The following is a 20,293-nucleotide window of genomic DNA, read 5'->3' on the forward strand; positions in this document are numbered from 1 at the left end:
GCGCGTGCGCGGGCTCCGACCACGCCCGGTAATCTGGCCCGGTGACAGGCTCGGATACATCCCCTTCCTTCCGGCTCGCTTATGTACCGGGCGTGACACCCGCCAAGTGGGTGCGGATCTGGCGCGAGCGGCTGCCGGACGTCCCGCTGGAGCTGGTGGCGGTGCCCGCCGCGGAGGCGCAGGACGCGCTGCGCCGCGGTGAGGCGGACGCCGCCTTCGTCCGGCTGCCGGTGGACCGTACGTTCCTCAGCGCGATCCCCCTCTACACGGAGACCACCGTGGTGGTGGTCCCCAAGGACCATCTGGTCGCCGCGGCCGAGGAGGTCACCCCGGCCGACCTGGCCGACGAGATCGTCTTCCACCCGCTCGACGACACCCTGGACTGGGAGCAGCCGCCCGGCAAGCCCGCGATCGAACGTCCGGCCACGACCGGCGACGCCATCGAGCTGGTGGCCGCCGGGGTGGGCGTGCTGGTCGTGCCGCAGTCCCTGGCCCGGCTGCACCACCGCCGGGACCTGACGTACCGGACGGTCACCGACGTGCCCCAGTCGCAGGTGGCGCTGTCGTGGCCGGAGGAGAAGACCACGGACCTGGTCGAGGACTTCATCGGGATCGTGCGCGGCCGCACCGTGAACAGCTCCCGGGGCCGGCAGCCGTCGAGCGGCGGGGCGGCGGACGCCGGACGCCAGGACCGCAAGCGGCCCGCGGCGGGCGGGGACGCCCGGAAGAAGTCCGCCGGCGCCTCGGGTGCCAAGGGTGCGCGGGGCGGTTCCGGCGGCGCGCGGGGCGGCCGGGCCTCCGGAGGCGCGGGCAAGGGTGCCGCGGGCGCGAAGCGCGGGAAGCCCCGCCGCCGCTCCTGAACCTCTGGTCTTCGTACCAACTCGCCGGTAATTTGGCGCCGTTCGAATGTCGGACGACCTGGACGGCGGGGTGGCATGCGGGTTCTTCTGGGTACGGCCGGGGCGGTCACGGCCCTGGTGGCGGGCGGCCTCGCCGCGGCGCCGGCGGCGGTGGGGGCGGCCCCGGACGCACGTACGGGTACGGGAGCAGGCGAGGTGCGTATAGCCACCTCCGAGGCGCGTACGGCCACCGTCGGGGGGACCGCCACCGCGGCGGACTGGCGGCCGCCGCTGTCCACCCGGGGCCGGTACATCGTGGACGCGGACGGCCGCAGGTTCCGGCTGCGGGCCGCCAACTGGGACGGCGCCCAGGGTTCCTGGACCGGCTCGGGGGACATCACGGACCCGGCGAACCACCACGCGGGGCAGGATGCCCACGGCATCCCGCTCGGGCTCGACCGGGTGCCGGTGGCGGACCTGCTCGCCGACTTCCACCGGCTGGGTCTGAACAGCATCCGGCTGCCGTTCTCGAACGAGATGATCCACACCACCGCCCCGGTGCCGGACTCCGCGGTGGCGGCCAACCCGCAGCTGCGCGGCCGGACCCCGCTCCAGGTGTACGACGCCGTGGTCGGGGCCCTGACCGCGGACGGCTTCGCGGTGATCCTCAACAACCACACCCGCACCACCCGCTGGTGCTGCGGGGTGGACGGCAACGAGCGCTGGAACAGCGGCCAGAGCACCGCCCAGTGGGCCGACGACTGGGTCTTCCTGGCGCGCCGCTACCGGTCCGACCCGCTGGTGGTGGGCGCCGACCTGTACAACGAGGTGCGCCGGGACGTCTGGGACGACCCGAACTGGGGCTGGGGCGACGGGCACGACTGGCAGGCAGCGGCCCAGGAGGCCGCGGACCGCATCCTCACCGAGGCCAATCCCGACCTGCTCGTGGTGATCGAGGGCATCAACTGGACCGGCATCCCGGTCGACGGCTTCGCGCACGGCCGCCCCACCCTCACGCCGGCCCGGACCCTGTCCCACACGCTGGTGGTCTCGGGGAAGCTGGTCTACTCGGCGCACTTCTACGGATACACCGGCCCGAACCACAGCGGCGCCACCGGCCTCGGCGAGACGCACGACCCCCGCTACCAGGACCTGAGCCCCGCCGAGCTCCGCCAGGTGCTGTACGACCAGGCCTTCTTCGTGTCCGCCGAGACCGGCCGGCACTTCACCGCCCCGGTGTGGGTGAGCGAGTTCGGCATCGGGTCCGGCGAGTCGGGCGAGCGGCCGCGCGCCTGGTTCGGCGCCTTCACCGAGGAACTGGTGCGCGCCGACGCCGACTTCGCGTACTGGCCGCTGGTGGGCTGGGCGGGGCACGACGACTGGGCGCTGCTCCGGTACGAGCGTTCCGGCGCCCGGTCCGGCCTGCTCGACCCGGGTGACTGGCGGGCGGCGGCGTGGGACCGGCTGCGGACCGCTCCGACCCGGACCGGGACGGTCGCGCCGGAGGCGCGCTGGCAGATGCTGACCACCGACCACCGCGACTTCGTGCAGTCGCTCCGGGTGCGGTCGCAGGGCGACTGGGACTCCGGGGCCCGCAAGGCGGCCTGCCCGGACGGCCAGCGCCTGCTGGGCCTCGGGCACGCGGGCGGCCGGGGGCTGTGCTCCGACGTGACGGCCGGGGACCTGCGGGCCGCGGGCACGGCGCAGACGGCGGTGTGGGACGAGCGGTACGTGCCGGCCGGGGGCGACTGGGCCTCGGGGTACACCAAGTTCCAGTGCCCGGCGGGGCAGTTCCTGATCGGGTACGCGCGGCGTGGCGAGCGGGTGTCGTCCGCGCTGTGCGCGCCGGCCCGGCAGGCGCTGGGGACGGCCGGGCGTACGGTCTGGTTCGACCGGGGCGACAACCGGCCGGCGGGGGCGCCGGGCGGCGACTTCGCGTACGGCCAGTACAAGGGACAGTGCGCGGCGGACGAGTACGCGGCGGGGATCGCGTTCACCACGCGGGTCGGCAGTCGGGGCGGTCCGGACGCGCTGCTGTGCCGGCGGGTGGCCGGGTGACCCCGGCGGAGCGGATCCTACGACGCCCTCTGTTCCGCCGGCCGATGCCGGCGGAACAGGGGGCGTGACCGGGGGCGGGAACGGCAGGCCCACCGGAGCTCCGCCGCCCCTCCGGCGCGCGCTCCGCGGCCCCGCCCGTCACCCGGGCCAGGGCTACCCGCGGGCCGCGAAGGCGCGCGTGAAGGCCAGCGGCGCCTGGAGGATGGACGAGCAGGTGGCGTCGGCCTGGTTCTTGGCTCCGCCGGGGCACTGCTTGTCGCGGGCGCCGGACCACATGGCCAGCCAGGCCAGGCCCTTCGAGCGGGCGAAGCCGGCCAGCTGGGTGGCGTCCTCCACGGTGAACACCTCGGTGACGACGTCGTTCACGCCGATCATCGGCGTGACGGCCACCGTCTTCCACGCGGCCGCGTCGGAGAGGCCGAGCACGCTCTTCACCTGGGCCTGGGTGGCGGTGGCCGCCTGGATCGCGTACCCGCCCATGTCGCCGCTGTAGGCCGGCCCGTAGTCCATCGCCATGATGTTGACGGCGGATATCGCGACGCCGTTGCGCTTGGCGTCGGCGAGCAGGTCGATGCCGGGCTGGGTGAGGCCCTCCGGCATCACCGGGAGGGTGAACGAGACGTCCAGGCCGGGGTGCCGGCGCTGGAGCGTGGCGATGGCCTTGGCGCGGCGGGTGTTGGCGGCGGTGTCGGGCAGGGCCGCGCCCTCGATGTCGAAGTCGACCTTGGTGAGCTTGTACGTGTCCACGACCTTGCCGTAAGCGTCGGCGAGGGCGTCGGCGGAGCCGCAGACCAGGCCCAGTTCGGAGCCGGCCGCGCCGCCGAACGACACGCGGACGTCACCGCCCTTGGCGCGCAGCGCCGGGATCTGGGAGGCGACGCGGTCGTCGGCGAGGGAGGTGACACCGCCCCAGAGGGGTGAGCAGCCGCCGCCGGAGGTGACGAAGGCCAGGTTGAACTCCTTCACGCCGGTCGCGGCGACCGTGTCGAGGAGGTCGTAGGCCGGGTAGAGGGAGGTGTCGACGTACGGGGCGAAGCCGGTGGTGGCGGGCCCGGTGGTGGGGCGGGTCGCCGTGGGGGTCGGCTTGACGGTGGGGGTCGAGGTGGGCTTCGCCGTGGGCTTGGTGGGGGTGGGGGTCGGCTTGGCCGTGGGCTTGGCGGTGGCGGTGGGGGCCGTGGTGGGGCGGCCGCTGGGCCGGGGTGTGGTGCCGCCGCCGGCCGAGCACTTCTGCCCGTCGATCAGACAGCCCGTGGGGTTGCCCGGTGCTCCGCCGCCGGCCGTCGCGTTCGCGACGAAGCCGACCGTGACGGACTCGCCCGGCGCGAGCCCGTCCCGGTCCCAGCCGGGCGGGGTGACGGTGACGTGGCGGCCGCTGACGGCCTTCTCGGCATTCCAGAGGGAGGCCAGGGAGGTGCCGGCGGGGAGGTCGAACTCCAGGGTCCAGGAGGTGAGCGGGGCGCTGCCGTGGTTGGTCACCACGTACTGGCCGGTGTACCCGGTCTCCCAGCCGCTGGTGCGGGTGAACGCGGCGCCGACGGACGCGGCCTGGGCGGTGCCGGTGAGCACGACGGCCGTGCCGCCGACCGCAGCCACGACGGCGAGGGCCGCCGCCGCCTTCGCCTTGCCGCTCGCCTTGCGACGGTGAGTGTTGCCGGCCATGGGTACCTGCCTGTCTGATCGGGAGGGGAGGGGGTCCCGAGGGGGGAACGAGCAGCACGCTAGCGGCCGCGAAACAGACAAATGCCCAGCAGTGGGGCGGTCGTTGAGATCTTGAGGTCCCCTTAAGGAAAGCATCGAGCGGGGTTAATCCGGGTGGGCGGTGCCCGGGCGGCGCGCCACGCGGTGTGACCGTGATCTCACTCGGCCGTTGTCACATCGCGCGCCGCTGCGCGGTCCTCGCTGAAGAAGCAGGAGAAGCGGGAGAAGGGATCCTGAGGATGAGGACCGTCATCGTGTGCGCCTCCGTATCGCACGGCAACACCCGTCGTGTCGCCGACGCCATGGCCCGGGTCCTGGGCGCGGAGGTCGTCTCTCCCTCGCAGGCCGACCCGGCGGAGCTCGCCGGCGCCGACCTCGTGGGCTTCGGTTCGGGCGTCTTCCACGGCCGGCTGCACCCCGACCTTACCGACTTCGCGAAGGCCCTTCCCCTCGGTCGGGGACGGGCGTTCGTGTTCGCCACGAGCGGGCTCCCGGAGTTCCCGCCGGCACCGTTCACCCGGCCCCTGGTCCGGCTGCTCCGGGACAAGGGGTTCCGGGTCGAGGGCAGCTTCTCGTGCCGGGCGTTCGACACCTGGGCCCCCTTCAAGCTCGTCGGCGGCATCCACAAGCAGCGGCCGGACACCGGTGACCTGGCCGCCGCGCGGGCGTTCGCCGGGCGGCTGCGGGACGGGCAGGGGCCGGTGTCCTGACGGGCCCGCCCGGTCAGCCCTCCAGCCAGTGGCGCCATTCCTCGGCGTCGTGGGACAGCGGGCTGCGCAGCGGGAGGTAGCGGGAGTCGGCGCCGTCGGCGTCCGTCCAGCGGAGCAGCAGGTTCGCCTTGCCGGGGAGGGTGGGTGAGGCGAGCAGGTCGGCGATCTCGGGGAGCGGGCGGCGGGCGGCGTACCGCTCCAGTTCGGCCCGTACCGCCGGCCACAGCCCGTACGCCACCGCCGGGAAGCGCTCGGCGACGGCGCCCGCGATCTCGGCGAGGTGGTTGACCAGCAGGCAGTACACCAGCCGCTCCCAGCCCGCGGCCCGGCCCACCTCGGACACCCGCTTCACGCCCTCCGGGTCCCGGAACACCGCCCGTACGGGCGTCCCGAGGCCGTCCACGACGAGGAGCGTGTTCTGGAGGTGGCACTCCAGGACCAGCCCGTGCCGCTCGAAGACCTCCAGCACGGGCGGTACGACGGCCCGCAGGTACGCCCCCCACCACGCCACCGGATCGGCGGCCCGGTCGAGCGGGTTGCCGGGGAAGCCCTCCGCCACGGCTGCGGGCAGCACGGCCTCGGTGCCCGGCGGGAGGTGCTGTTCCAGACCGTCCCTGAGCAGCACGGCGCAGGGTTCGAAGAGGAGGCCGTCGACGGTGCGGTACCCGCGGTCCCGCATCCATCCGGCGGGGCTCGCCAGCGCGGTGAAGGCGTCGGCCACCTCCTGGTCCAGCTGCGGCACCCTGAGCAGGTCGTGCCGCCAGAGCCGCCGGATGTCGTTGGTGATCCGCACGTCCAGGCTGAACTTGAGGGACAGGTCACCGGGCAGGGCACCGGCAGGGGCACCGGAGGGGGCACTCCCCGGCGGCGGCGCGCCCGGTCCGCCGGCCGGCAGGTGCACGGTCCGCAGGGAGGCCGTGGGCCGGGCCTCCCGGTCCGTCGTGCCCAGGCGGACCAGCCGCCCGTCGGCGAACGCCACCCGCAGTTCCGGGAGTTCCCGTACGAGCTCCAGCTGCCAGGGGTGGGCCGGCAGCAGCCGGTAGCCGGGCGGGGCCTCGCCGAGCGCGTCCAGGGCGGCCGTGTCACCCTCGTCGACCAGGACGTCCTCGCGCACCCCGAGCAGGGCCAGGGGGAAGCGCGCGTACACCTCGGGTGCGTACGGGAGCCAGCCGGCGGCCGGCCCGCCGCCGCGCGCCTTGGGCGCCGGATGGCAGGGGTGTCCGCCGACCAGGGACTGCTCGGACCGGATCCAGAGGTCCTCGGGGGCCCGGGCGGGGTCCCGGGCGGCCAGGATCGCCGCCACGACCTCGCGGCTGTCGGCCATCTCGGCGCCGAGCGTGTCGTTGTCGCGGCCGGTGCACTTCCGCATCTCCCCCTCCGCGAGGGCCACCACCGCCGCGTGGTCCAGGGGCGTCCAGTCCCGGCCGTTCCACAGCTCGGGCTCGCCCGGCCGGTGGGTGCCGCGCACCCTGAGCAGGCCCCCGCTCGGGCGGAGCCGGTAGACCCGGCGGCCGTGCCCGTCCGGGGCTCCGGCGGGCCGGTCGGGGTGGCCCGGCCCGGCGGGCCCGGCCGGCTCGGCGAGCTCGCGCAGCAGACAGGTGAGCAGGGGGGCGAGGGCCAGGGCTTCGGCCGTCCGCACGGTGGTGTCGGGGATCGCGTTCATCACCTTCAGTATGTGTAACGTCGCAGCTCCATGCGTTCCAGGAGGGCAACACGTGATCAAGACCGCCGCCGAGCGATCCCTCGCCGCGGAACTCCGCGAGGTGCGGCCCGACTTGCTCGGGCCGTACGCCGACGCGCTTCCCGGCGCCAGGGCGGCGGTGCTGTCCCGCCTGTGGCGGGGTCTGGTCCACGATCCGCTGCCGTGGGTCGCCGGACGCGGGGCCGCGGGCGGTGCGGTCGTGCTGCGGCTGGCGGACGGACGGCGGCTGACCGGCCCGCCCCGCGACCCCTGGACGACGGCCCCGCCCGCCGGACCCGTCGAGCTGGACGGGGTCCCGTACGACCATCCGGCGCTGCTGCTGCGGGCTCTCGGGGTGCCCCGGGGCGAGGACTTCGCGGCGGAGCTCGACGGGAGCACGGCCTCCCTGGCCCTCTCACGCACGGCCGGTGCGACGGACGGGGCGGCGGACGGGACGGACGGCGGGGCGGAGGCCGCGTGGGAGTGGGAGCAGCGGGTGACGGACGGTCATCCGTACCACCCCGGCTGTCGTTCGCGGCCGGGTTTCACCGCCGCGGAGCAGCTGGCGTACGCGCCCGAGCACCGGCAGGTGGTGGGGCTGCCGCTGCTACCGGTCGCGGACCCGGTGCTGGTCGGGCGGTGGCCGCGGGGGCTGCGCGACGGGGACCGGGTGCTGGTGCCCGTACACCCGTGGCAGGCGGCGCACGTGCTGAAGGAGCCGGTGCGGGGCCCGCTGCTGGCGGCCCGGCCGCTGCTGTCGCTGCGCACCCTGGAGACGGCCGGGGAGGTGGCGGGGGCCGGGGCGGCGCTGCACGTGAAGACGGCGCTGAGCACGCGGCTGACCTCGTCCGTACGGGACATCTCGGCGTACTCGGTGGAGAACGCGGTGGTGCTGTCGGAGTTCGCGGAGGCGGTGGCGGCCCGTCTGGAGGGGCGGCTGCACGTCACGCGCACGGTGGCGGCCGTGGGGGCGCCCGCGCCGGACCTGGCCGCGGTGCTGCGGGAGGCACCCGAGGTGTACGCGGACCGCGGCGCCGAGGAGCGGGTGGTGCCGGTGGCCTGCCTGGCGGAGTTCGTGGCCGGCACCGTGCCGGCGGGCGGACGCGCGGCCTGGCGGGCGGCGTTCGCCGGGCTGGTGCTGGAGGTGGGGCTGCGGCTGCTCGGCCTCGGCGTGGCCCTGGAGGCGCACGGGCAGAACCTGCTGCTGGTGGTGGACGCGGCCGGGCGGCCGGCCCGGCTGGTCTACCGCGACCTGGCGGACATCCGGATCAGCCCGGCCCGGCTGGCCCGGCACGGCATCCCCCTGCCGCCGCTCACCGCCCGCCAGCAGACGGACGACCCGCTCGCGCTGCGCCGCAAGCTGTTCGGGGGCCTGCTGTCGGGGGCGCTGGGCCCGCTCGCCGGTGACACGGAGACGCTGGGCGCCCTGCTGGCGGCCGGCACCGCCGCCCTGCCCGCCGGGGACGACCTGCGCGCGCTGACCTCCGAGCCGCTGCCGGTCAAGGCCCTGACGCTGATGCGGCTCAGCGAGACGGGGGGCGACCAGTGGACGGTGCTCCCGAATCCCCTGGCGGGGGGCGGCCAGGACTTCCCAGGGGGCTGAGAGCGACGTGCGGTGAGGGTTCGCCGCGGACGGGACCATGACCGGTTCCGGTCTGGACAAGGACCTGCTCGGCGTGCTCGTGAACTGCCCGGCATCGGCACCGCCCGCCGCGAGCCGGCCGCCCGAGGCCGTTCGGCCCTGGTACGCAGTGACCAGCGGGGCACGAGCCTCTGCCCCGCCCGGCCTCCGACTCCCGCTGCTGGGATGGCGAGTTGCCGCGCAGGAGCGAAAGGCGAGCCGGTGCCGTGGCACCGGCGTGGCGTTCACCACCGGGGGGTATGTTGTGTCGCCGCGCGCGGGTGCTTGGGGAAGCATTCGCGCCAGCCTTCTCGCCATCAGGTGAACGTGAGTGGGGGACACTGACTTGGACGACCTCTTTTCGCCGCTGAGACTGCCCAACGGCAGCATGCTCGCCAACCGCCTCTGCAAGGCGGCCATGGAAGAGTGCCTGGCGGGGCCCGGACAGCTGCCGGACGCCCGCATCGAGCGGCTCTACCGCCGGTGGGCCGAAGGCGGCGCCGGACTGCTGATCACCGGCAACGTCATGATCGACCGGCGCGCACTGACCTCGCCGGGCACCATCGTCCTGGAGGACGACTCGCCCCTGGAGCCCTTCCGCCGCTGGGCCGACGCCGCACGGGCCGGCGGCGGCCGGGTGTGGATGCAGATCAACCACCCGGGACGGCAGGTCGGTTCCGACATGCCGGGGGTGTCGTGGGGCCCGTCCGAGGTGCCCGTCGACCTCGGCAGGCTGAGCCACCGCTTCGCCCCGCCCAAGGAGATGACGGCCGGGGAGATCGAGGAGACCGTGGACCGGTTCGCGCGGACGGCCGCGCGCGCCGAGGCCGCGGGTTTCGACGGCGTCCAGATCCACGCCGCCCACGGCTACCTCCTCAGCCAGTTCCTGTCCCCGCTGGTCAACCGGCGGACCGACCGGTGGGGCGGCTCGCCGGAGGGGCGGGCGCGGCTGCTGGCCGAGGTGATCCGGGCCGTGCGGGCCCGCGTGGCGCCGGGCTTCGACATCGGCGTCAAGATCAACTCCTCGGACTTCCAGCGCGGTGGCTTCGGCACCGAGGACGTGGCGGCGCTGCTGGGGATGCTCGGGGAACTGGACATCGACCTGCTGGAGCTGTCGGGCGGCAGCGTCGAGAGCCCGGTGGCCACCGTCGCGGACGGTGCCGCCGACCGGCGGCCGCTGGCCCGCGAGGCCAGGTTCCTGCCGTTCGCCGAGGAACTGCTGGCGGCGGCGCCCCCGGTGCCGCTGATGCTGACCGGCGGCATCGCCCGGCGCGAGGTGGCCGAGGGCGTACTGGCCAAGGGCGTGGCGGTGGCCGGCATGGCGGGCGTGCTCGCACTCTCCCCCGACCTGCCGAAGCGGTGGGCCGCCGGGGAGGACGCCACCGCCCGGGTGGAGGGGCTGCGGCTGCCGGTGCGGGACACGTCCTGGCGGGCCGCCACGCACCTGGCGGTGGTACGCCGCCACCTGCACCGGCTGGCCGAGGGCCGCCGCCCGCGCCGCACCGTCTCCGCCGGCCTGACGCTCGTACGCGACCTGGCGGGCCACCGCCGCCTGGTCCGCCGCTACGGCGCCTGGCTGTCCGGCCACCCGGCCGGCACGGCGAAGGGCTAGCAGCCCCCTGGGGCAGCGCCGGGCCCGCCGCGTGCGGCTGCCGGGACGCCGGCGGCCGCGCCTCGACACCGTCCCCGGCCTCCTGACAGCCGTCCATGGCACGCCGCGCCGCCGGTTGGTGGCACGGCCTGCCCCGCAAGCACCGTGGGCGGGAGCCTCGGGGCAGGAGCCGGAGAGGCGGGCCGGAGCGACGTCGAGCGCTCCGGACCACGAGCCCGAACACCGGCGGACGCCAGGCCGGGGCGGCGTCGAGCCCTGCGGGCGGCGAACCCGGCGAACCCGCGGACCACCGGCAGACGGCAAACCCGGGACCGCGCCGAGCCCGACCGGCAGCGAACCCGGCGAACCACCAGCCCCGCCACGGGGGCGGCCCCCGGCGGCGAGGCTGCGCCCGCTTCGGGGTTCAGGGGGAGGCGTCGGCCGCGCGGGACGCCTCGCGCCGGGCGGCGGCCACCACCGGGGAGCGCCGGAACTCGGCGGCGAGGGCGGCCAGCGGACGCGACCCGAGCCGCGCCTCGACACCGGGCCCGGCCTCCTGCCGACCGTCCGCGCCGGGACCCGCCTCGTGGCCGCGCACAGCCGGCGGGGCGGCGCCGGGGCGGTTCGTGTCGCCGGCCGCGGCGTCCACGGCCCGTTCCGTGTCCCGGGCCGCGGCGTCCACGGCCCGTTCCGTGTCCCGGGCCGCGGCGTCCACGGCCCGTTCCGTCTCCCGGCCCGGAGGCGTCCCGCACCGGCGGGCGGCCGCCGCTGCCAGCATGGCCGCGTCCGCCACCGTTGCGGCGTCCGCGGGGGCGAGGCCCTGGGCGAGGGCCGCGTCCAGGGCGCGGGCGCGGACGGGCGCCTCGCAGTGCGGCGTCAGGGCCAGGATGGCGTCGTTGATGACCGACTCCCGGTGGATCAGCCGGATGCCCACCGGCGACCACCACTTCAGCGGCACCGTCGCCGCCCCGGAGCCGGCCGGCCCGCCCAGGGCCCTGCACAGCGGGCGCAGCGCACGGTACTGGCTGTACTCCCGCCAGGCCGAAGACGCCCCCACCAGCGGTACGAGGAACCCCGCGCCCACCAGGACCGCCGCGCCCGAGGCCAGCGGCGGGGCGAGGTCCGTGGAGAGCCCGTCCCAGTCCCGCCCCGCCCAACGCGCCCCCACCGCCGCCCACTTGGCCGCGAGGTAGCCGAGGTCGAGGAGTCCGCCCAGCGCCAGCAGGGCCAGCCCGCCGCGCAGGGAGCGCATGGCGGGCCGCACCCGCCGCAGCCACTTCCACGACAGCACGGTCAGGGTGGCGCTGCCGGCCGAGTGGGCCAGCAGGTAGAGGACGATCATCTCGCGCACGTACGGGGTGTTCGCGTAGTACGTGTCCAGGTCGCGCACCCGCTCGACCCCCGCGTCCCCGGCCACGAACGCCGCGACGATCAGCACGGTGACCGCGGCGGTCACCGACACGGTCCACCGCGTGCCGCGTCTGATCGCGGCCGGGTCCGTACCGCTCCAGTGCAGGACCAGCACGATGCAGGAGCCGGAGAACGCGGTGAGCACCCCGTAGACCAGCGGCGCCGCGCAGTTGGGGATCCCGGTGAGCCGGTTGACGGCCACGATGGTCGGCGGCGCCGCGAGGAACAGCACCAGGCAGCCGACCACGAGCAGCACGCACACGGCGCGCATCATCGGCCGGTGCCAGTCCCGCCGCAGGGCGGGCGCCTTGACGAGCAGGGCGAGGGTGAGCAGCGCGCCCGGGGCGTAGAGGAGGATGCCGCTGTCCACCTAGCGGCACCTCATCGGGCGCTGCCCGCGGACTCGTTGGCGGCCAGGCCCGCCACGGCGCGTTCGGCGGCGGTGAGCGGCGCGCCGGCGTGGGCGGCGGTGCCGCCGGGGCGCAGCACGCGCGCCAGGGTGCGGGGGCGGATCCAGTCGGCCGGGGACTCGGTCATCGTGATGACGCGGAGGAAGGCGGCGGTGAGTTCCTCCTGGTGGGTGGCTCCGGTCATGAGCCGGGCGACGTACCAGTTGAGGAGCCCGGAGCCGGGGCGCGGCCGCATGCCGGTGGCGCCCGGGTAGAGGATGTCCTGCGAGGTGGCCAGCTCCCAGGCGACGGTCGCGGGGCCGGCGATGGCGCGCTGTGCCTGGCGGGTGAACTCCGGGTCGGTCACGGGTCTGCGGCGCAGGATCTCCCGTACGGCGAGGAGTCCCTGGGCGGCGACGGTCATGCCCTGGCCGTACAGCGGGTTGTACGTGGCGACGGAGTCGCCGACGGCGAAGAAGCCGGCCGGCAGCTCCGCCTTCTCGAAGTAGCTGCGCCGGTTGGCGTTGCCCTGGGTGACGGCGACCTCGGCGGCGGTCCGGCCGCCGTCGCGGGCGGTTCTGGCGAGCGGGGTCTGGCGTTCGAGGATGTCGCCGACGACGGGGTCGCGCAGGCTCTTGGCGAAGGGTACGAAGGCGTCGGGGTCGGCGGTGGGCTGGCCGCCGCGGGTGCCGGAGAGGGTGGCCTGCCAGATGCCGTCCTCGATGGGCACGATGGTGGCGGTCCGGCCGGGCACCGGCACGCGGGGGTCGGACTGGACGTTGACGATGGGGAAGCCGGTCTCGTGGGCGCCGGGCGGGGCCTGGTAGAGCCGGGTCGCGTAGACGAGTCCGGAGTCGACCTCGGCCCGGCGGACGCCGCGCACGCCGAGGTCGGCGAGCCAGCGCAGGGCGCGGGAGCCGCGGCCGCTGGCGTCGACGACGACGTCGGCGGTCAGGCGTACGTCCTTCTCGTCGGGGGTGTCGACGCGGACCCCGGTGACCGCGCGGCGGGAGCCCTCCAGCGCGCGGACGGTGCTGCGCTGCAGCAGGGTGACGCCGTCGAGGGCGGTGACGCGGGTGCGGACCACCCAGTCGAGGAGGTCGCGGCTGCAGGAGATGTTGAACTGGTGCTCGCCGAACCGGGGTATCCAGCCCTGGGCGGTCATCGTGACCAGGTCGGTGGGCAGGCTGCGGCGGAGCGCGCCGGCCGCCGTCCAGGCGTCGGTGACGCCGGGCAGGATCCGCTCGACGGCCCGGGCGCCCGCGGACCACATGACGTGCACGTGGCGGGCCTGCGGGAGGCCGCGGCGGGGCGCGGGGCGGTCGGGGAGTTCGTCCGCGTCGATGACGGTCACCGTGGCGTGGGCGGCCAGGACGGCCGCGGCGAGCAGTCCGGCCATGCTGCCGCCGATCACGACGGCGTGCGGGGTCGCTGTGGTGCTGTTCATCGTGCGGGGCTCTCTTTCGCTGCGCCGAGTTGGGGGACGGGTGTGGGGGACGGGGGTTCGGCGGAGCGTAAGGTCGGCGGGCGGTCGGCGGGCACCGTCAGTGCCCCCCGCCGAGTGAGATGCGGATCCGCTCGATGGCGGGTGGCACCTGCTCCTCCTCGGGTGCGGGCAGGAGGCAGGTGAGTTCTCTGGCCATGAAGAGGCCGAACGTTTCGGCCCGGTCCTCCGCCGGGTTGTCGTGTCCGGCCCGGACGGCGGCCTGCTGGACCACGGCGCGCAGGCCCTGCTCCGTGCCGAGGAGGGCGCCGAGGTCGGCGTCGCTGCCGGCCAGCCGGGCCGCCACGGCGAGGCCGGGGCCGTGGCTGTCGCAGGTGCCCTCAAGGATGTGCCACAGCTCGTGGCATGCGATGACCAGCTGGTGTCCCGGCCGGGTGCGCTCCTCCACGACGATCAGGTCGCGGTCGGCGAGCTGGAGCCAGAGGCCGCTGGCGGTGGCCACGGGGAAGCGGCTGAAGCGGTGGTCGACGGGGCGTCCGCCGCGCCGCCGGGCGAAGGCCTCGCAGAGGCCGGCGATGATGGTGCCGGCGTCGGCGGGGCGGGGCAGGCGGGTGTCGGCGAGCAGCCGCCTGCGCAGTGCGCGCATCTCGCGCGTGACCCTCATCGGCTGCCTCCCCCCGTCCCGCCCTTCCGGATTCCGCACGGCCGGAACGTCCTGCGGACCTTCGGGGGCGCGGGCCGTCCCGGCGCGCGCTCCCCCGTCCCGGCCGCTAACCGGCCGTGTGCCCGGCTACTCATCGGCGATCCCCTCACTGGCGAGCAGGTTCTTGAGGTGGGCTGCGAGGTCCCGGCGGCCGCGGGGTGAGAGGCTGCTGGCGCGCATCGCGATGTGCAGCAGTTCGTAGTCGCGCTTGAGCTTCTCCAGCGGGTCCTCGGCCGCCTCGGCCGCGGTGCGGCGCAGCCCGGCGGCCAGGTGGTGGAGGGCGCGGCGCAGGGCGGTGGGCGCGTCGGCGAGGAGGAAGCCGCCGTCGACGCCGAAGAAGCGCTGGATGCCCGCGGCGACCGCGAGACTGGGCAGGCTGTCGTCCTCGTCCACGTTGAGCTTGCTCAGGGACTGGGCGGTGGCGGAGAAGGAGGCGGCGATCTCCCTGAGGGAGTACGGCTCCCCGTCGGGCCCGGGCCGGGTGGCGCGCAGCAGCCGGAACCGGGTGCGGACGCGGCGGGGCAGCGGCAGGCCGCCGCCCTCGCCGGCGAGGGCGCGGGCCACGCCGGCCGGGGCGATGCCGGTGAGGCGGCCGATCCGGTCGAGTTCGGCCGGGGTGCAGGGCGGCACGATGCCGGAGGCGGCGAGGGCGTGCTCCACGGCGCTGCGGTCGTCGGCCATGAGAAAGCCGGCGTAGACGCCGAAGAAGGACTGGATGCCCGCGGCGTGCCGAAGGCCGGGCAGTCCCGAGCCGCCGTTGAGCGCCCCGAGGGAGGCGCCCCGGGCGGCGAAGTGGCGGGCGATGGCGTCGAGGCTGTGGCGGGCTCCGTCCGGGCGCCTCCTGCTGTGGCGCAGTGCGTTGAAGCGCTCCCGCACCTGCCGGTCGAGGGGGAGCCCGGCGTCCCGTCCGTCGCGTACGGCTTCGACGCGGGCGGCGGGTATGCCGGTGAGGCCGGACAGCCGGGTGGTCCCGAGCACCTCGGCGGGGTCCTGGCCCTGCTCCGCGGCCAGCGCGGCGACGGTGTCCCAGAGTTCCCCCAGGGGCGGCAGGGCTTCGCGCACCGGCTGCTCTCCTGTGGGTCGGGGGGCTGGGGCAAGGGGGTTGAGCTGCGAGAAGCCTAACGGGAGGGGACCCGCCGAACCAGGCCTGCCGTAAACCTTCTTGAGGTCACCCCACGAAACTTGAGACGCCGCCTGCCCGCACGGTCCGCCCGCGCGCGCCCGCCCCCGGCCTCCCCCTACAGCAGCCTGGACAGGTCCTCGCCCCAGTACGCGAGGGTGTCGATCGCGCGCCACTTGTGGTGCCCGTCGGTCAGGGCGAGGTGGCGTACGAGCACCCGGTGGGCCGGTATCCGCTCGGCCAGGGCGGGCAGCGCGAGCAGCGGGAGGAGCGCGCCCTGGGCGGCCTCGCGGACGTCGCGGGACCGGTCGTCCAGGAAGGGCCGGACGGCGTCGTGGAGCTCCGGCGCCAGGGCCAGCACGGCGTCGACGTCCTCCTGCTCGCCGTAGGGGGCGTGCTGTTGTGCGGCGGCGTCCTGGACCACGTCCCCCAGCCAGTTGAGCAGGCCGGCGCGGAGCGGGTACGGGGTCTGCTCGCCCTCCTCGGCCTCCTCCACGGGCACCCGGTCCTTGACGAGTGCGAGGGTCCTGGGGTCGCCGAGGACGGCCGCGACGTACCGGGCGGCGGGGGCGGCGGCGCTGGAGACGACGTTCCCGTGCCAGACGGCTTCCATGAGCTCCCGGAGGGCGTGGCCCTGTTCCCGGGGGTCGTCGGTCAGCAGGCGCAGCAGTATGTCCTCGGTCGGCGGGGCCATGTCGGAGAAGCAGTTGTCCACCGAGTCCCAGTCCGTCAGCGCCAGCAGTTCGTGCGGGTCGACGTGCCCGTCGCGCCCCTCGTTCTTCTCCATGGGGCCAGTGTGGCGGGCCCCACCGACAACGCCCGCACCGGCCGCCGGTCCCGAACGGGGCGTTTGCCTCCGGCGCGTCCGCAGGTCCTCACTGGCCGTCACATCGCCTGCCGATGACGCGGGTTGCCGGCTCCGCTTGGCCGGCACGTCACCCGTTGCCCGTTCGGCCGAGGAGGGCGGGTCGGGCCGGTGCCCGGCTTCCCACGGTGGGCGGTACGAACCGCAACCCTCGACGCGGGTGTGCCCGCGGCCGGGGCGAGGGCGGCGGACGAGGCCGCCCCCGACCCTGCGCGGGCCACACCGCCGGAGCAGTTGCTCGGCCACGCCGCGCAGGTCGGCGGGGACGCGGGCCGGGTCCGCCGCAGGCCTCAGCCCTGGCCGCCGGTGCCGTCCGTCCCGCCGGAGACGATGTTGCCCTTCTCGTCGACCACGACCTTGCTCCAGTAGTCGTCCCACTTGTCGCCGACGTGCTCCGGCACCTTCCCCTCGGGGTAGCGGACGTAGCCGGCGGGCGGCTCCTGGCCGTCCGGCACGCAGTCCTGGCCCGTGGTGTTGCCCACCGCCTTCACGGGGTAGTGTCCGCCGCCGCAGACCCGGTCCGCGCCCGTGCCGCAGCCGGTGGCGAACAGCGCCGTCACCAGGCCGGCGACGGCGAGGTGCGTGAGGGACTGGCGGGAGGCGCGGACGGCGCCGGTCGCGTCGGCGGACCCGCGCGCTCCTCGGTTCTGCAGCATGATCGGTGACCTTTCTCGTCGGTGCCGTAAGTCTCGGGCCGGCGCGGGGACTTCCACCATGAGTACCGGTACTCACTTCCGTCCCGGTACCCACGGGCGCAACCGGGGCAGAACACCCGAGGTCCCGCTTCCCGTCTGCGCCCCTACCTCTGGGTCTCCGCCTCGTCCAGCATCATCTGCGCCGGCGTGATCCGCAGGTGGCAGTAGTCGCGGCGGCCCTTCTCGTGGGCGAGGGTGACCAGCCAGCTGCCGCCGGCGGTGAGGTACGCCCTGCGGCGCGGCCGGTCGCCGGGGCGGTCGGGCCGCGCCATCCAGTCGGGCACGTACTCCCCGGCCAGCTCCCGGGCCCGGTCCGCCGCCGTCTCCGGACCGGCGACGGGCTCGCTCACGGCGAGGCTCCAGTGCTCGGTCTCGATCCGCCGGTGGTCCAGCCACCGCTCGAGGGTGCGGGTCTCCTCGACGAGGACGTGCCAGGTGTTCGTCATGCGGCGAGGCTACGCGCACCGTGATCTTCCGTACCAACGGAGTTGAGGGAGATGTGCGCTTGGGGGCCGGGCCCGGGCGATGCCCGGCGGCCTGGGACGGGCGACCGGCGACCGTGCCCGATGGCCGGAAGTGACGGTGGGGGCGGCGGCCGGGCGCCGTCCGCTGGGACACTGGGGCCGCTCGCCTGACCGGGCCCCGCCCGTTCCGGGCCGTCGCACGAGGGGGGAACCGATGAACCAGCCCTGGTACGAGCCGCCGAAGGCACCGCCGCCGGGCGCGGCCGCCACCGGGGACAACCCGTACGCCCGGGGCAACGACCCCTGGGGCGGCCCCTCCTGGCAGCCGGAGGCCCCGCCCCCGCTGCCGTCGCCGCGCCCCTCCCGGCGCCGGGCCGCGCTCCTCGCCGGGGCTGCCGCACTCGCGCTGGTGCTCCTGGGCGCCGGCCTGTACGCCGGTCTCGGCGGCGGCTCCGGGAAGGAGGGCGGCGGCGCGGACCGGCCCTCCGGACCCACCGTGGCTGCGCGGCCGCCCGTCGGGCCGAAGGCCCCGTCGCCGGGCTCCGGCGGCGTGCCGCCCGGCCTGGGCGCCGACATCAACATCGGTCGGGCGGCCGGCGAGGCCCGGGCCTGGGCCTTCGCCAACGACCTCGACGTACCGGACGAGACCCTTCTCCACGACCTCTGGTTCGCCGGGGACACCGTGGTCCAGGCCGCGTACACCGAGGTGACCGCCCTGAGGACGGCCGACGGCACCAAGGCCTGGGGCCTGAAGCTGCCCGCCCCGGTCTGCGACACCCCGGCCGGCACCACGCCCGACGGGAAGGTGGTGGTCGCCTATGCGAGCGGCGGCGGCACCGGCGGCGGTCCGGGCCGCCGCTGCAACCGCCTGATGATGATCGACCTGAAGACCGGGAAGCCCGGCTGGACCAGGGAACTGACCTCGGAGGACCCCTCGGACAGCCTCCTCGCCATTCACCTCGCCATCAGCGGGGACACCCTGATGGTCGGCCGGTTCATGTCCGCGGACGCCTACCGGGTGAGTGACGGGGCGCCCCTGTTCGTGTCACGGAAGGAGAACCCCGGCGGCTGCTACCCCGACGACGTGGCCGGCGGCGTCCGCCTGCTCCAGGTCGACCACTGCGGGATCACCGGGAGGACGCCGCAGGACCAGATCAAGGAGCTCGATCCCCGCACGGGGAAGGTGAAGTGGCGGTTCCGCCTGCCGGCCGGGCGAAAGCTGTGGAAGGTCCTCTCCGTCGACCCGGTCGTCTTCGTCTCGCAGGACCGCACGGACATCCGGAAGTGGACGGCCGTGGTGCTCGACGCCGCCGGCCGCCCGCGGGTGACGGTCGACCCCGGCGACCGGGGGCTGGTCCCGTGCGACGAGGGCGATTCCGGGGAGGGCGTGCAGAACTGCCGGGGCCCGCTGGTCGGCGGCGGCATGCTGTACGTGTCCACGGAGGGCCGGCTCGGGGCGTTCAGCCTGGCCACCGGCACGTTCGCGTGGGGGCGGAAGGTGGAGGCGTACCGCCCGTTCCTGCCGCTGAAGGCCGAGGGCGGCACGCTCGTCGCGTACGTGGGGGCCACCTCGCAGCAGCCGGGCCGGACCCTGCGGCTCGGCCCCGGCCCGGACAAGGTCACCGTGCTGCTGCGGCACACGTCCTCGGCCCGGGCCCCGGAGCAGGAGATGCTGGCGGGGAACGTCGCGTACGCCGCCGGCCGCGTCTTCGTGACCGACTCGCTCATGGACGGCGACGACCGGCAGCCGGTGATCCGCATGCTGTCCTTCGCGGACTAGTGACGCGAGTTCGCCGCGAGCGCCGCCGTCAGCGGCTACGTCCTGGACGCCCGGCTGTTGATCGACGTGCTCGGCAGCCTCCTCAGACGAGGGCGTCCTTGTAGTAGAAGCTCGCCTGCTTCGGGCTGCCGGCGTCGGCGCCCGAGGCGAAGCCGGTGCACAAGCGCACTGCCGTGGGCGTGGCCGTGTCCGGGATCTGGATGGCCAGGCCCTCAGGCTCGCGGAAGGGCAGTGACGCACCTGCCTCGGTGAGGCGTCGTTCCGCGACGGAGCCGGTGTTCCAGTCGATCACCGTGTGGTAGGTGTTGCCCGGCGCGGGGTTGGTGCTGCTGTAGGCCTTTCCTTCGAGCAGGTACAGGTACTGGCCGTAGCTGGTGAAGCCCTGGAAGTCGCTGGCAAGGACCGTCGGCTGGGTGACGTGCGCGAGCTGAGTGAACGTTCCGGCCTTGAAGGCCGCCAGGTCGTAGAGGCCGAACTGGAAGGTGCCGGCCAGCCGGTAGCGCACCGCAAGGCGGTTGTTTGCGGGGTCCACCGCAATGGTGGTCCGGTCGGCGCCGGCCACGGGGCTGAACTTGGTGAGCTTGGAGGAAGTGGGAGTCAGGACTGCGCCGTTGGAGAACTTGAAGCGCCCGATCCTGCTGCCCCAGCCGATGTTCTTGGTCGGGTCGGTCGGGTAGCTGGGGTTGGCCGCCTCGACCGAGTCGGTCTCCGTCCAGAGCCATGCGCTGTTGCCGGCGGGCTCCGCGGCGATGGAGACGCCGTGCCCGAACCCCTTGAGGTACATCCGGCCGATGATGCTGCCGTGCCAATCGAGCCGGGTCACGCACAGGTCGCCGTAACGGGCGCGCTCGTCGCCGGTGTAGCGCCGCGACTCGCCGGGGAGCTGTCGGCCACCGTCCACCAGGCTCACCACGTACAGGTGCTTGTTGGTGTTGTCGAATGAGAACGACTGGAGAACTCGGGTCTCCTGGAGGTCGATCTCGCGGAAGAGCTCCGTGGACGGATCCGTCAAGGAGAAGCGCTGGGAGGTGCCCACCGCGCCGGCGGCGTTCCCGGCCGTCGCGAGCACGCCCGCACCCACTCCCGCCGCACCCAGAGCTCCGGCCGCCCACTTCAGCAGCAGACGCCGATCCAGGCTTCGCACGCCTTCCGACATGGCTGGTTTCCACCCTTCGTCTCATGCACGAAATCGCCCGGCTGTTCATTCGCCGGGCATCGCTGACCG

At 75.2% G+C, this 20,293-nt stretch carries 16 protein-coding genes; 6 read left to right on the top strand and 10 right to left on the bottom strand.

Going from position 1 to position 20,293, the window contains the following annotated elements:
- Positions 1 to 41: 41 nt before the first annotated feature.
- Entirely contained in the window at positions 42 to 860 is an 819-nt protein-coding gene (locus ACIF6F_RS32485) for a LysR substrate-binding domain-containing protein (RefSeq protein WP_399955305.1), read from the top strand.
- Positions 861 to 935: 75 nt separating this feature from the next.
- On the top strand, positions 936 to 2,897 hold the full coding sequence (locus tag ACIF6F_RS32490; protein WP_399955308.1) for a glycoside hydrolase family 5 protein: 1,962 nt from the start codon (positions 936 to 938) through the stop codon (positions 2,895 to 2,897).
- A 153-nt stretch (positions 2,898 to 3,050) separates the two neighbouring features.
- Here ACIF6F_RS32490 and ACIF6F_RS32495 read toward each other — a convergent pair whose 3' ends face one another.
- Complete coding sequence (locus ACIF6F_RS32495) at positions 3,051 to 4,556, bottom strand: cellulose binding domain-containing protein (protein WP_399955311.1); 1,506 nt, start codon at positions 4,554 to 4,556, stop codon at positions 3,051 to 3,053.
- A gap of 278 nt (positions 4,557 to 4,834) precedes the next feature.
- On the opposite strand from ACIF6F_RS32495, the gene ACIF6F_RS32500 reads away from it, so the two are divergent.
- Positions 4,835 to 5,305, top strand: a complete 471-nt coding sequence (locus tag ACIF6F_RS32500; RefSeq protein WP_399955314.1) for a flavodoxin family protein — start codon at positions 4,835 to 4,837, stop codon at positions 5,303 to 5,305.
- Positions 5,306 to 5,318: 13 nt separating this feature from the next.
- Here the strand turns inward: ACIF6F_RS32500 and ACIF6F_RS32505 are convergent, their stop codons facing one another.
- On the bottom strand, positions 5,319 to 6,968 hold the full coding sequence (locus ACIF6F_RS32505; RefSeq protein WP_399955317.1) for an IucA/IucC family protein: 1,650 nt from the start codon (positions 6,966 to 6,968) through the stop codon (positions 5,319 to 5,321).
- A gap of 10 nt (positions 6,969 to 6,978) precedes the next feature.
- Between ACIF6F_RS32505 and ACIF6F_RS32510 the strand changes: the two genes are divergently transcribed.
- Together ACIF6F_RS32510 and ACIF6F_RS32515 are read left to right on the top strand one after the other, a co-directional pair.
- Positions 6,979 to 8,589: an IucA/IucC family protein gene (locus ACIF6F_RS32510; RefSeq protein ID WP_399955320.1), complete on the top strand. Its 1,611-nt coding sequence runs from the start codon at positions 6,979 to 6,981 to the stop codon at positions 8,587 to 8,589.
- A gap of 364 nt (positions 8,590 to 8,953) precedes the next feature.
- On the top strand, positions 8,954 to 10,219 hold the full coding sequence (locus tag ACIF6F_RS32515) for a 2,4-dienoyl-CoA reductase (RefSeq protein WP_399955323.1): 1,266 nt from the start codon (positions 8,954 to 8,956) through the stop codon (positions 10,217 to 10,219).
- A gap of 403 nt (positions 10,220 to 10,622) precedes the next feature.
- Here ACIF6F_RS32515 and ACIF6F_RS32520 read toward each other — a convergent pair whose 3' ends face one another.
- The 7 genes from ACIF6F_RS32520 to ACIF6F_RS32550 form a co-directional block, all read right to left on the bottom strand.
- Positions 10,623 to 11,978, bottom strand: a complete 1,356-nt coding sequence (locus ACIF6F_RS32520) for a DUF6545 domain-containing protein (protein WP_399955326.1) — start codon at positions 11,976 to 11,978, stop codon at positions 10,623 to 10,625.
- A gap of 11 nt (positions 11,979 to 11,989) precedes the next feature.
- Positions 11,990 to 13,444 (bottom strand): NAD(P)/FAD-dependent oxidoreductase, encoded by a 1,455-nt coding sequence (locus ACIF6F_RS32525; protein ID WP_399955329.1) that lies wholly within the window; start codon positions 13,442 to 13,444, stop codon positions 11,990 to 11,992.
- 97 nt (positions 13,445 to 13,541) lie between these two features.
- Positions 13,542 to 14,105: a toxin-antitoxin system, toxin component gene (locus ACIF6F_RS32530; RefSeq protein ID WP_399955333.1), complete on the bottom strand. Its 564-nt coding sequence runs from the start codon at positions 14,103 to 14,105 to the stop codon at positions 13,542 to 13,544.
- 126 nt (positions 14,106 to 14,231) lie between these two features.
- A complete protein-coding gene (locus ACIF6F_RS32535) occupies positions 14,232 to 15,206 on the bottom strand; it encodes a hypothetical protein (RefSeq protein ID WP_399955336.1) in 975 nt (324 codons plus the stop codon).
- Positions 15,207 to 15,382: 176 nt separating this feature from the next.
- Positions 15,383 to 16,051: a hypothetical protein gene (locus ACIF6F_RS32540; RefSeq protein ID WP_399955340.1), complete on the bottom strand. Its 669-nt coding sequence runs from the start codon at positions 16,049 to 16,051 to the stop codon at positions 15,383 to 15,385.
- Positions 16,052 to 16,419: 368 nt separating this feature from the next.
- Positions 16,420 to 16,785 carry an SCO0607 family lipoprotein gene (locus ACIF6F_RS32545; protein WP_399955342.1) on the bottom strand — a complete coding sequence of 122 codons (366 nt, stop codon included), beginning with the start codon at positions 16,783 to 16,785 and terminating at the stop codon, positions 16,420 to 16,422.
- Positions 16,786 to 16,928: 143 nt separating this feature from the next.
- Positions 16,929 to 17,270: a hypothetical protein gene (locus tag ACIF6F_RS32550; RefSeq protein WP_399955345.1), complete on the bottom strand. Its 342-nt coding sequence runs from the start codon at positions 17,268 to 17,270 to the stop codon at positions 16,929 to 16,931.
- A 232-nt stretch (positions 17,271 to 17,502) separates the two neighbouring features.
- Here ACIF6F_RS32550 and ACIF6F_RS32555 point away from each other — a divergent pair, with 232 nt between their 5' ends.
- Positions 17,503 to 19,068: a PQQ-binding-like beta-propeller repeat protein gene (locus ACIF6F_RS32555; protein WP_399955348.1), complete on the top strand. Its 1,566-nt coding sequence runs from the start codon at positions 17,503 to 17,505 to the stop codon at positions 19,066 to 19,068.
- Between the two features lie 82 nt (positions 19,069 to 19,150).
- Here ACIF6F_RS32555 and ACIF6F_RS32560 read toward each other — a convergent pair whose 3' ends face one another.
- Positions 19,151 to 20,224, bottom strand: coding sequence for a Tat pathway signal sequence domain protein (locus ACIF6F_RS32560; RefSeq protein WP_399955352.1), 1,074 nt, complete (start codon positions 20,222 to 20,224; stop codon positions 19,151 to 19,153).
- Between the last annotated feature and the right edge of the window lie 69 nt (positions 20,225 to 20,293).

It is taken from the genome of Streptomyces sp. NPDC086023 (assembly GCF_044540325.1).
In the GTDB taxonomy this organism is placed as follows: Bacteria; Actinomycetota; Actinomycetes; order Streptomycetales; family Streptomycetaceae; genus Streptomyces.